This window comes from Streptomyces sp. NPDC024632 (assembly GCF_055559175.1).
In genome coordinates this window covers 385,763-401,743 of the sequence record NZ_JBVHLD010000003.1, presented here as the reverse complement: position 1 = coordinate 401,743, position 15,981 = coordinate 385,763, and the positions used below count along the sequence as shown (strand labels likewise).

General features: G+C 72.7%; 9 protein-coding genes and 1 tRNA gene. 8 read left to right on the top strand and 2 right to left on the bottom strand.

The window, feature by feature from the left end:
- Nucleotides 1-22: 22 nt before the first annotated feature.
- Both ACZ37P_RS09165 and ACZ37P_RS09160 read right to left on the bottom strand, forming a co-directional pair.
- Nucleotides 23-1,111, bottom strand: coding sequence for an alkene reductase (locus ACZ37P_RS09165; protein ID WP_467345758.1), 1,089 nt, complete (start codon nucleotides 1,109-1,111; stop codon nucleotides 23-25).
- 87 nt (nucleotides 1,112-1,198) lie between these two features.
- Nucleotides 1,199-2,566 (bottom strand): glycosyltransferase 87 family protein, encoded by a 1,368-nt coding sequence (locus tag ACZ37P_RS09160; protein ID WP_467345756.1) that lies wholly within the window; start codon nucleotides 2,564-2,566, stop codon nucleotides 1,199-1,201.
- Between the two features lie 133 nt (nucleotides 2,567-2,699).
- Between ACZ37P_RS09160 and ACZ37P_RS09155 the strand changes: the two genes are divergently transcribed.
- From ACZ37P_RS09155 to ACZ37P_RS09120, 8 genes are all read left to right on the top strand, one after another.
- Nucleotides 2,700-2,772 (top strand) — tRNA-Ala (locus ACZ37P_RS09155).
- 215 nt (nucleotides 2,773-2,987) lie between these two features.
- Nucleotides 2,988-4,775 (top strand): P-loop NTPase, encoded by a 1,788-nt coding sequence (locus ACZ37P_RS09150; RefSeq protein WP_355348906.1) that lies wholly within the window; start codon nucleotides 2,988-2,990, stop codon nucleotides 4,773-4,775.
- Nucleotides 4,776-4,992: 217 nt separating this feature from the next.
- On the top strand, nucleotides 4,993-6,960 hold the full coding sequence (locus ACZ37P_RS09145; protein WP_355348903.1) for a S53 family peptidase: 1,968 nt from the start codon (nucleotides 4,993-4,995) through the stop codon (nucleotides 6,958-6,960).
- A 364-nt stretch (nucleotides 6,961-7,324) separates the two neighbouring features.
- The gene (leuS, locus tag ACZ37P_RS09140; protein ID WP_467345755.1) at nucleotides 7,325-10,192 is read left to right on the top strand and encodes a leucine--tRNA ligase; all 2,868 of its coding nucleotides are present in this window, start codon (nucleotides 7,325-7,327) and stop codon (nucleotides 10,190-10,192) included.
- 162 nt (nucleotides 10,193-10,354) lie between these two features.
- Nucleotides 10,355-10,921, top strand: a complete 567-nt coding sequence (locus ACZ37P_RS09135; RefSeq protein ID WP_355348897.1) for a hypothetical protein — start codon at nucleotides 10,355-10,357, stop codon at nucleotides 10,919-10,921.
- A gap of 417 nt (nucleotides 10,922-11,338) precedes the next feature.
- Entirely contained in the window at nucleotides 11,339-12,184 is an 846-nt protein-coding gene (locus tag ACZ37P_RS09130; protein ID WP_467345753.1) for a DegV family protein, read from the top strand.
- 275 nt (nucleotides 12,185-12,459) lie between these two features.
- Nucleotides 12,460-13,401 (top strand): ComEA family DNA-binding protein, encoded by a 942-nt coding sequence (locus ACZ37P_RS09125; RefSeq protein ID WP_467345751.1) that lies wholly within the window; start codon nucleotides 12,460-12,462, stop codon nucleotides 13,399-13,401.
- Nucleotides 13,398-15,830, top strand: coding sequence for a ComEC/Rec2 family competence protein (locus ACZ37P_RS09120; protein ID WP_467345749.1), 2,433 nt, complete (start codon nucleotides 13,398-13,400; stop codon nucleotides 15,828-15,830). Before ACZ37P_RS09125 ends, ACZ37P_RS09120 begins: the two co-directional genes overlap by 4 nt.
- Nucleotides 15,831-15,981: the final 151 nt, after the last annotated feature.

Genomic DNA, 15,981 nt, shown 5'->3' with positions numbered 1-15,981 from the left:
ACGGGGCCTGTGCCGGTGCGTCCTACGCGTCCTGCGCGGCCTCCGCGTCCAGGGACGGGTAGTCGGTGTAGCCGCGCTCGTCGCCGCCGTAATACGTGGCCCGGTCCGGGGTGTTGAACGGTCCGCCCGCGCGGAGCCTGCGCGGCAGGTCGGGGTTGGCGAGGAAGAGGGCGCCGTACGAGAGCATGTCGGCGGTGCCGTCCTCGATCAGCGCCAGCTCCTCCGGGCCCGAAGGGCGGCCGACCGTACGGGCGTTGAGGATGAGGGCGCCGGAGAAGCGTTTGCGCAGCTCCAGGGTGAGCGCCCGGTCGTCGTTCTCGATGAGGTGCAGATACGCGGGGCCGACCGCTTCGATCGCCTGGACCAGCGCGACATACGTCGGTCCCGGCTCCGGCTCGTGGAGGTCGCCGAGCGGATTGCCGGGCGAGACGCGCAGGCCCGTACGGTCGGCGCCGATCGCCCCGGCCACCGCCGTGACCAGCTCGACCGCGAACCGTATCCGGCGTTCGGGGGAGCCGCCCCAGTCGTCGGTGCGGACATTGGAGTTGGGCGCGAGGAACTGGTGCGCCAGATAGCCGTTGGCCGCGTGCACCTCGACACCGTCGAAGCCCGCCGTGATCGCGTTGCGGGCCGCGGCGGCGTGGTCGGCCACGGTCTGCCGGATGCCGTCCTCGGTCAGCTCCTCGGGGACGACGAACTCCTTCGGCCCGTCCCGCGTGTACACCGTGCCCTGGGCGGCGACGGCCGAGGCGCCGACCGGTACGAGGCCGTCGGGCAGCAGGGAGGGGTGGCCGATCCGGCCGGTGTGCATGAGCTGCGCGAAGATCCGGCCGCCCGCCGCGTGCACGGCGTCGGTGACCCGGCGCCAGGCGGCGATCTGCTCGTCGCTGTGCAGACCGGGAGTGTCGGGATAGCCCTGGCCGACGGGGGAGGGCTGGGTGCCCTCGGTGACGATCAGCCCGGCGGAGGCGCGCTGCGCGTAGTAGCGCACGGCGGCGTCGGTCGGGGCGAGTCCGGGACCGTACGCCCTGCTGCGGGTCATCGGTGCCATGACGATACGGTTCGGCAGCCGCACACCGCCGAGGTCGAGGGGGTCGAACGCGGTGGTCAAAGCGGTCTCCAGGCTCGTCCGGCGGCGGGGCTCGTAGTCGGCCGAAAGCCACCGTAACCGCGGATCCGCCCCGGAAATGTTGAGGATTCATGAACTTCCGGCCGGAGCGGCCGGGGCGGCCGGAGCGGGGGCGGGCGCCGTGACCAGGGGCGCCGCGGGGTCGGGAGCCGCCTCCGGAATCGGCGCCGGACGACGGCTTTCGGCGGTTGACACGCGCCTGGAGGGCATGGTGTACAGCGCGCGGACGGCCAGCGTGCCCGCCAGCGCCAGGAACGCCACGGCCGCCAGCGGATAACCGGCCGACAGCAGTATCTGCGGGCCGCTCTGCCGCAGCTCCAGCCGTCCGGGGCCGTGCGGCACCGCCCACAGCGCGAAGGAGCAGAAGAGACCGCAGGCCGCGGCCGTCCCGGCCGCCCACCGCCAGTCCCCGCGGCGCAGCGCCTCGGAGCCGAGCAGCACCAGTATCGGCACCGCCCACACCCAGTGGTGCGACCACGACACCGGACTGACCAGCAGCGCCGTCATGGCGCAGGCCACCGCCGCCCACGCGGGCCCGTACGGCAGCCGGTCCCCGGCCAGCAGCGCCGCGACGGCCACCGCGAGCCCGGCCAGACCCGCCACGGCGGCGCCCGCCAGCCAGACCGTCCCCGGGTCCCCGGTGTGCTGGAACCGGGCGACCACCCCGCGCAGCGACTGATTGGCGGTGTCCTCGCCGAAGCCGACCCGGTCCGGCGCGAGCACCACCCCCGTCCAGAACCGCCGCGAGTCGTACGGCAGCGCGAGCGCCGCGACCGCGACCGTACCGGCGAAGGTGCCGCCCGCCACCAGCGCGCGCCGCACATAGGGCGCGCCGCTTCCCTCCCGGCGCAGCGCCGCCGCCCCCGCCACGGCCAGGAAGACGGCGAAGAGCGCGGGCGTCAGCTTGATCCCGGCGGCGATCCCGATCCCGGCCCCCGCCCAGCGGTGCGCGGCAGGGCGGGTCAGGTCCCACAGCACCAGCACCGCGAGCAGCAGATTGACCTGCCCGTAGCGCAGGGTCGTCCACACCGGCTCGCACCACACCGCCGCCGCGGCCACGGCGAGCACCACCGCGGCCCGCGGCGCGCGTACCGGACGGCCGGCCAGCCGCAGCGACAGCGCGACCAGCGCCACCAGCAGCAGCAGATTCCCGGCCGTCGCCGCCGTCCGCATCGCTCCGGGCCGCAGCCACGTCAGCGGCACGAACAGCAGCGCGGCGAACGGCGGATACGTCGTCGGCAGCCGCGCGTACGTCGCCCGCATCGCGTACAGGTCACCGCCGCCGCGTACCGTCAGGCCCTCGGCCCGGTACACCATGAGGTCGATCATCGACACGTGCGCGCCGCGCTGCGCCGCCCAGAATCCGGCGAAGGACGCGAGGCAGCCGACCCCGGCCGCGGTCACCGCCGCCGCCCGCCGCCGCCGTACCGCGCCCACGCCACCACGCTCCTCCCGCCGTCACGGAACTCCGAGGTCGGAGGCCCGCCACCGGCCGGAAACGAGTTGGCGGTCCCGGCCCGCGGCCGTGTAATGTATCCCGAGTCGCCGGGCCCACCGCCCGACACCACGCGGGGCTGTAGCTCAGTTGGTAGAGCGCTTGCATGGCATGCAAGAGGTCCGGGGTTCAATTCCCCGTAGCTCCACGAGTGAGAGAGCGAGACCTGTCCGCAGATGGCGGACGGATCTCGCTCTTTTCCGTTGCGCGGCGGCCGGCTCCTGCGGCGTCCGCGGGGCGCGGCTTCGGACCGGCCGCGAGCCCGGTCTGTTCTGACCGGCCGCGGAATCCGTCACCCGACCGGCCTGACGGCTGGTCAACTACCCTGGGCGCACAGGGCGGAAGCGACGGGGGAGAGACCTCTTGGACCAGCTGGACTGGCAGTTGATCGACCGTGAGTTCCTCGCCGGTCGGCGCGAGGCCTCGCGGGAGAGTCTGGTCCGCTACTTCGACGGTGCCCTGCCGACCTGGGAGACGGTGCTGGCGGACGTGCCGCGCCGCGAGGCGGTCTCGCGTATCACCGGGAATCTGCTGTACGAGCGCGGCTCGGCGAGCACCGTGCACCTGGTGGTGGGCCCCAGCGGCGAGGGCAAGTCGACGCTGATCCGGCAGGTCGCCGTCGATCTCGCGAGCAGCCACGAGGACTGGCGGGTGTACTGGCGGGACTCCGGCGACACCCTGGACCTGAAGTGGATCGCGGAGCTGGACCCGGACCGCAACACGCTCTTCGTCTCGGACGACGCGGAGAAGATCGCGACCGGCTGCTTCGACGTCCTGCGGCGGCTTGAGGGCCGCTCGGACCTGCACTTCCTGCTGGCCGCGCGGGACACCGACTGGCGGGCCGTCAGGGCCGACTCGCTGCCGTGGAACACGCTGAACGTCACGCCGAAGCGGATCGCCCTGCGCGGCCTCGGCAAGGACGGCGTGGACGCGCGGGAGATCGTCGAGGCGTGGACGCGGTCGCAGGCGCTCGGCCAGCTCGCCTCGTACAACCAGGTCGAGGACCGCGTGGCGGCGCTGCTCGCGGCGGTCCGCGGCGAGGAGGCCAGCCTGGAGGACGGCGCGCTGCTCGGCGGCATGCTCCGGGTCCGCGTCGGCGACCGGCTCGACGGCCATGTGCAGCAGATGCTCGGACGCCTGGTCCACTACCCGTTGAGCAACGGCCGCACGCTCGCGTACGCCTTCTTCATGATCGCCGCCCTGCACGGCATCAATGTGCGGGAGATGTCGCCGCGGCTGCTCGCCGAGGCGCTCAACATCGACGTGAGCCGGGTCGAGGAGGAGATCGTCATCCCGCTCGGCGAGGAGGCGGCGGCGGCCCGCGCGGGCGACCGGCTGCTCGTCAGGCACCGCGCGGTCGCCGAGTCGGCGCTGCGCGTCGCCCGCAGCCTCGGCGTCGACATGAAGGACATCTACGCGCGCCTGACCCGCGTCGGCATCCGCGTGGCGACCCGGCCCGGAAGCGGCCTGGACGCCAAGGAGTTCCGGTACATGTCGCAGAAGCTGAGCAGCTCGCCCGAGTACGCGATCGGCTCCGCCCGCGCGGCCGTGGAGGAGGAGCCCGACGACCTGCGCCGGGTGGTCAACCTCGTCGTGGTGCTGCGGCACAACGCCATGAACGACGAGCTGACGGCGGTCGCGCAGGAGCATGTCGGCCGGATCCGTACGATGGTCAACTCCCGTGAGGCGGCCCGGCGGTTCTTCTACGAGTGGTCGATCGCGGAGGGCAAGTCCGGCCGCCCTGAGATCGCCTGCTGGCTCACCGCGGTGTCGCTGGCCGATCTGGCGTGGGCCGATCCGCTGCGCGACGAGCGGGACGTCGAGTGGCGGATGGCCGGTTTCGTACCGGGGTTCAAGGCCCTGGCCGCGCGCACCGGGGACGAGCGGTTCGCGCGCGGGGTGCGCGCGGTCGAGACGCTGCTGCGCGGCTGGCCGGTCAGCCCGCGTACCGAGCGGGACATGGTCATGTACCGCTCCTACGCCAAGAGTCAGGGCGTGCCGGAGATGGACCGCGACACCTGCCGTACGGAGTTGACGGCCGCGGTCGTGGCCGCCTGGCGATTGCGGTCGCGTGAACTTCCCGACGTTCCCGCGGGATCGACCTTGCGCTTCCACCGACTGTTCCAGAAGCTGGACGAGCACCCCGCCTGACCGGGCGGGCGGCCCCGACGGGCCCCGTGCCCGATCGGGCACGCGACCTGAACGGCCATACGCACGACGGGCGGTGGCTACCGTTCCTTGACCCGCTCTTGGGAAAACCATGCCCCTGACATGAACCGATCAGCGAAAGAGTGTCGCTCTGCGGTACGAGCCGTACGGATAGCGGCGACACCGCACTTCGCGACAACTCGCTTCGCATGGGGGTTTCATGAGATTTGAGCGCAAGAGAACGCGTGTGGGACTGGTGGCGGCCGCCGCGCTGCCCCTGGTCGCCGGCGCGCTCGCGCTTGGCACCCAGTCCGCCACGGCCGACCAGCCCAGCGGACGCCAACTCCTCTCCGGCACCAAGCCGCAGTGGGCCACCACCCAGGCAGACAAGGGCGCGACCGCGAACACCGGCAAGGTGTCCGTCCGCGTCTATCTGGCCGGACGGGACGCGAAGGGCCTCGCGGCCTACGCCAAGTCCGTCTCGGATCCGAACTCGGCTGACTACGGTCACTATCTGACCACCGCGCAGACCCAGTCGCGTTACGGTGCGACGAAGGCCCAGATAGCCGAGGTCACCGACTGGCTGAAGTCCTCCGGCCTGAAGGTGACCGCGACCTCCCAGCACTACATCGCCGTGACCGGTGACGTGGCCGCCGCGGAGAAGGCTTTCGGCACCCAGCTCCACAACTACTCCAAGGCGGGCCACACTTACCACGCCCCGGCGACCACGGCGTCCGCGCCCGCCTCGCTCAAGGGCGCGGTGCTGACCGTCACCGGCCTGGACAACGCACCCAAGAAGTCCAGCCACGACGACACGCTGCCGCCTCCGGACGCGGTCTTCAAGAACGCCGGACCCTTCTCCACGTACTTCGGCTCGAACACCAACAACAAGCTCCCCAACGCGTACGGCACCAAGGCGCCTTACGCGATCAAGGGCTACACCGGTGAGCAGCTCCGTGCCGCGTACGGCGCCGGCAAGTACACCGGCAAGGGCGTGACGGTGGCCATCACCGACGCGTACGCCTCGCCGACCATCGCCGCCGACGCCTCGCAGTACGCCAAGCGCAACGGCGACCAGAAGTACAAGAAGGGCCAGCTCTCGCAGGTCCTGCCGAGCGAGTTCACCAACACCGACGAGTGCGGCGCGTCCGGCTGGTACGGCGAGGAGACGCTCGACGTCGAGGCCGTGCACGCGGTCGCCCCCGACGCGAACATCGTCTACCTCGGCGCGGCCTCCTGCTACGACGACGACTTCCTCGACACGCTCAACAAGGTCGTGGACGGCCACCTGGCCGACATCGTCTCCAACTCGTGGGGCGACGTCGAGGCCAACGAGACCCCGGACGTGGCCGCGGCCTACGACCAGGTCTTCCAGCAGGGCGCTGTCGAGGGCATCGGCTTCTACTTCTCCTCCGGTGACAACGGCGACAACGTCGCCTCCACCGGTGTGAAGCAGGCCGACACCCCCGGAAACTCCGACTGGGCCACCTCCGTCGGCGGCACCTCGCTGGCGGTCGGCAAGAACGACAAGTACAAGTGGGAGACCGGCTGGGGCACCGAGCGCGCCCCGCTGTCGGCCGACGGCAAGTCCTGGGTGGGCTTCCCCGGCCCGTACACCTCGGGCGCGGGCGGCGGCACCAGCAAGCTGTACGCGCAGCCGTACTACCAGCGCGGCGTCGTCCCCGACTCGCTGGCGCTCGCCAACGGCGGCACCGTCAAGCAGCGTGTCGAGCCCGACATCGCCGCGGTCGCCGACCCGAACACCGGCTTCCTCGTCGGTCAGACCCAGACCTTCCCCGACGGGTCGCTCCAGTACAGCGAGTACCGGATCGGCGGCACCTCGCTCGCCGCGCCGGTGATCGCGGGCGTCCAGGCGCTGTCGCAGCAGGCCCGTAACGGCATCGCGATCGGCTTCGCCAACCCGCTCATCTACAACAAGTACGGCACGTCCGCGTACCACGACGTGACCGACCACCCGCTGGGCCAGGGCCAGGGTCTCGCCGTCGTGCGTGTCGACTTCGCGAACGCCTTCGACGCCTCGGACGGCACGATCACCTCGCTCCGTACCCTCGGTGCGGACGCGTCGCTGCACGCCACGGTCGGCTACGACGACGTCACCGGCGTCGGCACCCCGGGTGCCGACTACGTGAAGTCGTACCTGCCGCCGAAGAAGAACGGCAAGCACTGAACGGTGTGACGCGGTTCTGAGAACGGTGTGACGCGGTTTTGATCCGACGCGCCTCCGCGTTTCGGACATGGTTCTACGCCGATCCGGCGCGGATCCGAGGCGTGCGGACGCGCTTCGGAAGCGTTTCGGACGCGGTGAAGCGGGGCCCGTACCGGGGAGCGATCCTCGGTGCGGGCCCCGCCCCCGCTGCGGTAACCTGATGCCATGCGAGCTGTGAGCCTCCTGCTTAGCGAGCCGCGCTGACCGAGAACCCCGTCAGTGCGGCACCCCTCCTGCGCGAGGGGCTTTTTTGTTTCCGCAGGCAGCGACGGGCAGCAGGCTTCCGGGCCGCAGCCGTCAAGACATCGATGGAGTACCGAGGACGATGAGCGAGATCACCCCGGCCGCCGAGACGGCTGCGCCCCACCGCTACACGGCCGAACTGGCCGCGGACATCGAGGGCCGCTGGCAGGACTTCTGGCAGGCCCACGGCACCTACGAGGCGCCGAACCCCAGCGGTGACCTGGACGGCGACCCCGAGACGGCCGCGCGCCCCAAGAAATTCATCATGGACATGTTCCCGTACCCCTCGGGCGCGGGACTGCACGTCGGCCACCCGCTGGGCTACATCGCGACCGACGTCTACGCCCGCCACCAGCGGATGACCGGCCACAATGTGCTGCACACCCTGGGCTTCGACGCCTTCGGCCTGCCCGCCGAGCAGTACGCCGTACAGACCGGCACCCACCCGCGGGTCACCACCGAGGCCAACATCGTCACGATGACGGCGCAACTGCGGCGGCTGGGCCTGGGCCACGACAAGCGCCGCTCCTTCGCCACGATCGACCCGGAGTACTACCGCTGGACCCAGTGGATCTTCCTGCGGATCTTCAACTCCTGGTACGACGAGGAGGCCGCCCGCGCCCGCCCGATCAGCGAGCTGGTCGAGCAGTACGAGGGCGGCGTCCGCGCGACCCCCGACGGCCGCGCGTGGGCGGAGCTGACCGTCGCCGAGCGCGCCGGTGTCCTGGACGGCCACCGGCTGGCGTACGTCGCCCAGTCGCCGGTCAACTGGTGCCCCGGACTGGGCACCGTGCTGGCCAACGAGGAGGTCACCGCCGACGGCCGTTCCGAGCGCGGCAACTTCCCCGTCTTCAAGGCCAATCTGCGCCAGTGGATGATGCGCATCACCGCGTACGCCGACCGGCTGCTGGACGACCTGGACCTGCTGGACTGGCCCGAGGCCATCAAGCAGCAGCAGCGCAACTGGATCGGGCGCAGCGAAGGCGCGCGCGTCGACTTCCCCGTGGCCGGCGCCGACCGCCCGATCACGGTCTTCACCACCCGTCAGGACACGCTGTTCGGCGCCACCTATATGGTGCTGGCCCCCGAGCACGACCTGGTGGACGCGATCGTCCCCGACGCCTGGCCCGAGGGCACCCACCAGGTGTGGACCGGCGGCCACGCCACGCCCGCCGAGGCCGTCGCCGCCTACCGCAAATTCGCCTCCTCGAAGTCCGACGTGGAGCGGCAGGCCGACGCCAAGGAGAAGACCGGCGTCTTTACCGGCGCCTTCGCCGTAAACCCCGTCAGCGGTGAAAATGTCCCCGTCTTCATCGCGGACTACGTGCTGATGGGCTACGGCACCGGCGCCATCATGGCCGTGCCCGCCCACGACGCCCGCGACTTCGCCTTCGCCCGCGCCTTCGAACTGCCGATGCGCTGTGTCGTGGCCCCCACCGACGGCCGCGGCACCGACCCTGCCCAGTGGGACGACGCCTTCGGGTCGTACGACGCGACGATCGTCAACTCGGCCGGGTCCGGGGTGTCCCTGGACGGCTTGGGCGTGGTCGAGGCGAAGGCCGTGATCACCGCCTGGCTGGCCGAGCGCGGCATCGGCGAGGGCACCGTCAACTACCGGCTGCGCGACTGGCTGTTCAGCCGTCAGCGCTACTGGGGCGAGCCCTTCCCCGTCGTCTACGACGAGGACGGCGTCGTGCACGCGCTGCCCGACTCGATGCTGCCCGTCGCCCTGCCCGAGGTCGACGACTACAGCCCCCGCACCTTCGACCCCGACGACGCGGACACCTCCCCGGAGCCGCCGCTGTCGCGCAACGAGGACTGGGTGACGGTCGAGCTGGACCTGGGCGACGGCGTCCGCACGTACCGCCGCGAGACCAACACCATGCCCAACTGGGCCGGTTCCTGCTGGTACGAGCTGCGCTACCTGGACCCGCACAACAGCGAGCGGCTGGTCGACCCGGCCATCGAGCAGTACTGGATGGGCCCGCGCGAGGGGCAGCCCGCGGGCGGCGTCGACCTGTACGTCGGCGGCGCCGAGCACGCGGTGCTGCACCTGCTGTACGCCCGTTTCTGGCACAAGGTGCTGCACGACCTGGGCCACGTCTCGTCCGTGGAGCCGTTCCACCGGCTGTTCAACCAGGGCATGATCCAGGCGTTCGTCTACCGTGACGCGCGCGGCATCGCGGTGCCCGCCGTCGAGGTCGAGGAGCGGGACGGCGGCTGGTTCTACCAGGGCGAGCCCGTCAGCCGTGTGCTGGGCAAGATGGGCAAGTCCCTGAAGAACGCCGTGACGCCCGACGAGATCTGCGCCGAATACGGCGCCGACACCCTGCGCCTGTACGAGATGGCGATGGGCCCGCTGGATGTCTCCCGCCCCTGGGACACCCGCGCGGTCGTCGGCCAGTACCGGCTGTTGCAGCGCCTGTGGCGCAATGTCGTGGACGAGGCCACCGGCGCGGTGACCGTCTCCGAGGCCGAGCCCGACGAGGCCACGCTGCGCGCGCTGCACAAGGCGATCGACGGTGTCACTGGCGATATGGCGGGCCTGCGCTTCAACACCGCCATCGCCAAGATCACCGAACTGAACAACCACCTGACGAAGACGGGCGGCCCCGTGCCGCGCGCCATCGCCGAGCCCCTGGTGCTGCTGATCGCGCCCCTGGCGCCGCACATCGCCGAGGAGCTGTGGAGCAGGCTGGGACACACTTCCTCCCTGGTGCACGAGCCCTTCCCGGTCGCCGACCCCGCCCTGGCGCAGGACGAGGCCGTCGTGTGCGTCGTCCAGATCAAGGGCAAGGTCAGGGCACGGTTGGAGGTTCCTCCGACCATTTCCGACACCGAGCTGGAGGCTCAGGCGCTGGCCGACCCGGCCGTCGTCGCGGCGCTGGGCGGTGCGGCGGTGCGCAAGGTGATCGTGCGGGCGCCGAAGCTGGTCAACATCGTGGTGTGAGGCGGCGGCTTCTTCGCAGGGGGCGCCGCCTCGCGGAGGGCGACCCTTAAGGGGCAGGTTGGGGGATCGGCCGGATCCCGCGGCCTGCCCCTCCCGTTTACGGTGGAGACGTCTACGGTGGATGGTGGAGTGTCCGCCGTTCGAGGTTGGAGGAGAGCGCCCGTGGAAATCGCAGGCTTCGTCGTCCTGGTGCTCTTCCTCGCCTTCGTCACGCTCGGGGTCGTGGCCACCGTCAAGACGGTGCGCGCCGCGCGCCGCGGTGTCGCCCGCGCCTCGGCCCAGGCGCGCCGCGCCATCGAGGACACCCAGCTCAAGGCCCGCCGCTACACCACCACCGGCCCCGCGGGCCAGGTCGCGCAGCTCCGTATCGACCTGCGCACCGCCATCGACAGCACCTTCCGCGCCCTCGAACACGACCCGTCGCTGACGGAGGCCGCCGGTCTCATGGCGCGCCTCAACGACCACGCCCGCACCCTCGACCGCGAGCTGGCCCTCCTGGAGCGCGAGCCCGACCGAGCCCGCCTCGCCGCGCTCCTCCCCGACCTCTCCACCCGCGCCCACCGCATCACCCACTCCGCGGACTCCCTGCGCTGGGCCGCCCAGGACCGCGCCCACCAGTTCGCCTCCGACGACCTCACCGCCCTCCGCCACCAGATCGACATCGAATCGGCCGCCCTCCGCCACTGGGAGCCGGCGGCTCCGCCGAAGCTGAGCCCGACTGCGGAGTAGGCCCTTTGGCGGGGTGCGAGGGGTGAGCTGTTGGCGGGGTGTCAGGGGTGAGCCGTTGGCGGTTGTGGCAGGCGTGAGCCCTCGGAGGGCCGCCAGGCGTGAGCCCTCGGAGGGCCGCCAGGCGTGAGCCCTCGGAGGGCCGCCAGGGGTGAGCCTTTGGCGGGCCGCCAGAAGCCGAATGCGGCCCGTCCGGCGTGTGCGGCCGAAGCCCGAGCCTGGCGGGGGTGCCAGAAGCGACGCGTCAACCCGTCCGGCGTGTGCGGGCGGGCCCCGGGGCTGGGGCGGGGCGCCGGAAGCGAACCATCAGCCCGTCAGGCGTTTGTGGGGCACCTCCCGGCGGCAGCCGGGGGAGAGCGGCCCGCCCGGCAGTGAGGGCCCGAGTACCGCCCCGACCTGCGCACCGGTAACCTCCCCGTCATGTCCCCGCATGTCGCCATCGTCACGGATTCCACGGCCTACCTCCACCCCGAGGCCGTGCGCCGGCACAACATCTCCGTCGTGCCGCTCACCGTGGTCATCGGCGACGAAGCCCTCGAAGAGGGCACCGAAATCTCCGCCCCCGCCGTGGCACGAGCCCTCCAGCGGCGACATCCGGTCACCACCTCCCGTCCGTCCCCGGCCGAATTCGCCGCCGTCTACGAGGCCGTCGCGGACGCGGGCGCGGAGGCGATCGTCTCGCTCCACCTGTCCGGCGAGTTCTCCGGCACCTACGACGCGGCGCTGCTCGCGGCGAAGGAGGCGGCGGTACCGGTGCGGGTGGTCGACACCGGAATGGTCGCGATGGCGCTCGGCTTCACCGTCCTCGCGGCGGCCGAGACGGCGGAAGCGGGCGGCACCCCGGACGGCATCGTCGCCGCCGCCGAGAAGCGGGCCGACGCCACCTCCGCGTACTTCTACGTCGACACGCTGGACTATCTGCGCCGGGGCGGCCGGATCGGCGCCGCCCAGGCGCTGTTCGGTTCCGCACTCGCCGTGAAGCCGCTGCTGCGCCTCGTCGACGGCCGGATCGAGCTGATGGAGAAGGTCAGGACGGCCTCCAAGGCGATCACCCGGCTGGAGGAGATCGTCGTCGAGCAGGCGGGCACCCGCCGGGTGACCCTCGCCGTCCACCACCTCGCCTCGGCCGACCGCGCGGCGGCCCTCGCGGACCGGCTGCGGGAGCGGGTGCCGGGCCTCGACGACCTGGTGGTCAGCGAGGTGGGCGCGGTGATCGGCGCGCACACCGGGCCGGGGCTGCTCGGGGTCGTCATCTCGCCGCACTGAGCGGGGTGGGTGCCCGTTGGGGGCATGGGGCTTCGGCGGCGTGGGCGACCTGCGCGGTGTGAGCGGTGTGAGCGGTGTGAGCGGTGTGAGCGGTGTGAGCGGTGTGAGCGGTGTGCGCGGCCTGCGCGATGCGCGCGGTGTGAGCGGTCGGCGGGGCCGTCGGCCGGGGGCCTGAATCACCCTCACGGGTGACGGAGTTATCCACAATCGCCGAGTTGTCCACAGATTCAGACCAAGATCGTCTTTCGGCGGTGATCGGGTCCAGCATCGGACCCATGAACTCTCTGGAACCGATCCGCACCGCCATCCGTCCGCAACGAAAGTCCGGCCCCGACCCGGCCGAGGTGCGCGAACGCGCCGCCGCGCTGTTCGGTACGGCGGTGGAGCGCGGCGCGCGGGAAGGGCCGCCGGGGGCGCGGTCGGAACCACCGGAACGGTCGGGGTCGTCGCCTGAGTCCACGCCTGAGTCCACGCTTGAGCCCTCGGCCAAGCCCTCGCCTGAGCCGCTGCCGCTGCCGCTGCCTCTGTCCGAGCGGCCCGCGGCGGCCGAGGAACCGACCGGTCCGGTACGACGCCTGCGCACCTGGCTCTTCGTCCGCTGCGGGCTGGAGTTCAAGACGGTGCTGGCGTTGGTGGCCGTACTGGTCATCGCGGGTGGCCTCGCGGTGCAGCACTTCGTGGCGGGCCGCCCCCGGACGATCGCGGTGCCGCCGCCGCTGTCGTCGTCGGGGAGGCCGCTGACGGCCGTGGGCGCCTCGGCCATGGCGTCGGCGGCCACGACCACCCCCGCGCCGAAACTCACCGTGGACATCGCGGGCAAGGTCGCCAAGCCGGGGCTACGGCGGCTTCCGTCCGGCTCGCGCGTCGCCGACGCCCTCTCTGCCGCCGGCGGCGCCCTCCCCGGCACGGACACCAGCACCCTCAACCTCGCCCGCCCCCTCACCGACGGCGAACAGATCCTGGTCGGCATCGCCCCGGCCCCCGGTGCCCCGGCCGATCCCGGCGACCCCGCCGCCGCCCCCGGCTCCCCGGTCAGCCTCAACTCCGCCACCGCCGCCCAACTCGACGCCCTGCCCGGCGTCGGCCCCGTCCTCGCCCAGCACATCCTCGACTTCCGCACCCGGCACGGCTCCTTCACCTCCGTCGACCAACTGCGCCAAGTCCCCGGCATCGGTGACCGCAAATTCACCACCCTCAAGCCCCTGGTCCACCCATGACCCGCCCCGTGCCCGGCAGCGACGACCCGGAGGGCGCTGGGCCCGCGGCGAGCGAGCGGGCCGCTGTGCACGCGGCGGCGGCTTCGCGGCTCGGGGCCGCGAACCCACGGCAGGAGGGACCGCCGGATTGGCGGTTGGTGTGCCCCGCGGTCGCGGCGTGGGGCGGGGCGGCGGTCGGGCCGGGGCTGGGGACGCGCGTCGGGACCGGGGTGGTGCTGGCGGCGCTCCTCGCGGGCGCGGCGCTGTTGGTGGAGGCAGGCGTGAGGGGCGGCGGGCGGCGGGAGTTGGGGGCGGCGCTGGCGGCGGTGGTGCTGTGCGGGGCGGTGGGGGCGGGCGCGGCCGTGCTCGGGGAGGCGGACCGGTATCGGGGGCCGGTGGCGGGGATGGCCGAGCGCGGGGCGGTGGCGGAGGTCGAGCTGCGGGTGACAGGCGACCCGACGGAGGCCCGCCCACGGGTACGGGGAGCCGCCCAGGCGCCACGGACGGCCGTCGTCGGGGGAGAGGCGTTACGGGTCGGCGGCACGCGCGTCCGGACGCCGGTGGTGGTGCTGGCCGAGGGGGACATCGGGCGGTGGCTGAAGCTGCTGCCGTCCACGACGATCGCGGTCACGGCCCGGCTGGCCCCGGCGGACCGGCCGGGGGACAGGGCCGCCGCCCTGCTCAAGGCGCAGGGACCGCCGCGCGTCCTGGCACCGCCGAGCCTGCCGCAGCGCGTCGCGGGCCGACTCCGCGCCGGCCTGCGGGAGGCGAGCCGCCCACTGCCCGCGGACGCCCGAGCGCTGCTGCCGGGGCTGGTCGTGGGCGACACCACGGGCCTCACACCCGACCTGAAGGCCGCCTTCCGGGCCACCGACCTCACTCACCTCACGGCCGTCTCCGGAGGCAACCTCACGATCGTCCTGATCCTGCTGATCGGACCGCCGGGTGTGGCGATCAGGGCCGAACGACGCGGCCTGGCCGCCTCCTTGGGGCTGCCGCTCCGGCTGACGGCGCTGCTCGGCACGGGCCTGACGCTCGGATTCGTACTGGTCTGCCGCCCGGACCCGAGCGTGTTGCGGGCCGCCGCCTGCGGGCTGATCACGCTGCTGGCCATCGGCACCGGCCGCCGCCGGTCCCTGCTCCCGGCGCTGGCCGCGGCGGTGCTGCTGCTGGTGCTGTACGAGCCGGAGCTGGCCCGCTCCTACGGCTTCGCGCTGTCGGTGCTCGCCACGGGCGCGCTGTTGACGCTGGCGCCCCGCTGGAGCGAGGCGTTACGGGCCAGGGGGGTGCCGCCGAGGCTGGCAGAGGCGCTGGCGGCGGCGGGGGCCGCGCAGGCGGTGTGCGGCCCGGTGATCGTGCTGCTGTCGGCTCGCCTCAGCCTGGTCGCGGTGCCGTGCAATCTGCTGGCGGAACCGGCGGTGGGTCCGGCCACGGTCCTCGGGTTCGGGGCACTGGCGCTCGCCCCGGTCGCGTTGCCCGCCGCCCGCGCGCTGGCGTGGCTCGCGGGCTGGCCGACCGGCTGGATCGCGGCGGTGGCCCGGCACGGCGCCGCGCTGCCGGGCGCCGAGGTCGCCTGGCCGGGCGGCTGGGCGGGCGCGGCGCTGCTGGCGGTGCTGACGACGGCCGTCGTGGTCGGCGGCGGGGTGCTGCGGCGCAGGCCGTGGCTGTGCGTGGTGTGCGCGTTCCTGCTGCTGCTCGCGCTGGTGCGGCCGGTGGATCTGCCGAGGTTCGTGGCGGGCTGGCCGCCGGGCGGCTGGCGGTTCGCGATGTGCGACGTCGGGCAGGGCGACGCCCTGGCGCTGTCGGCGGGGCCGGGCGCGGCGGTCGTGGTGGACGCGGGGCCGGAGCCGGACAAGGTCGACCGCTGCCTGCGGGACCTGCGCGTCACCTCCGTGCCGCTGCTGATCCTGACGCACTTCCACGCCGACCACGTGGACGGTCTGCCGGGAGTGCTGCGGGGCCGCAGGGTGGGCGCGATCGAGACGACGGTGCTGGGCGAGCCGCCGCGGCAGGCCGTGGCCGTACGGCGGGAAGCGGCGGCGGCCGGGGTGCCGATGGTGCTCGCGGCGGCGGGGGAGCGGCGCGGTCTCGGCCCGCTGGAGTGGCGGGTGCTGTGGCCGCCGCCCAGTGCGGCGGCGCTGCCCGACAACGGGCCGAACGACGCCAGTGTGGCGCTGCTGGTCCGCACCGGAGGTCTGACGCTGCTGCTGATGGGCGACCTGGAACCGGCCGCGCAGGAGCGGCTGTTGGCGCAGGCGCCGGATCTGCCGCGGGTCGATGTCCTGAAGGTGGCGCACCACAAATTCTTTGAGACCTACCTACTTGAGAGTTGTTCCGTGAAGCCGCAGGCCATCGGCTTGGTGGGCGGAGAGGACGAGAGGCCCTCGTCACGCCAACCGCCGCCGCTATGGCGTCACGATATGGCTGGCAGTACCGTCATAGACATATAGTCCAGGTCAGAGGGCGGTGAACGACTGAGGCGAAGCAGAGTAACCGTGCTTGCGGGAGGCCGTGTGGGGTTTGGTTGAGGGTGTCGGCTCGTGGTTGACCTCGGATTAGACCATCCGTTTGTGGGCCTGGCCCTGAACCGACTGCGCCTGC

Coding starts and splice junctions, on each gene's coding strand:
- leuS (WP_467345755.1), top strand. CDS start 7,325: ATGAGCGAGATCACCCCGGCCGCCGAGACGGCTGCGCCCCACCGCTAC.
- ACZ37P_RS09120 (WP_467345749.1), top strand. CDS start 13,398: ATGACCCGCCCCGTGCCCGGCAGCGACGACCCGGAGGGCGCTGGGCCC.
- ACZ37P_RS09125 (WP_467345751.1), top strand. CDS start 12,460: ATGAACTCTCTGGAACCGATCCGCACCGCCATCCGTCCGCAACGAAAG.
- ACZ37P_RS09145 (WP_355348903.1), top strand. CDS start 4,993: ATGAGATTTGAGCGCAAGAGAACGCGTGTGGGACTGGTGGCGGCCGCC.
- ACZ37P_RS09130 (WP_467345753.1), top strand. CDS start 11,339: ATGTCCCCGCATGTCGCCATCGTCACGGATTCCACGGCCTACCTCCAC.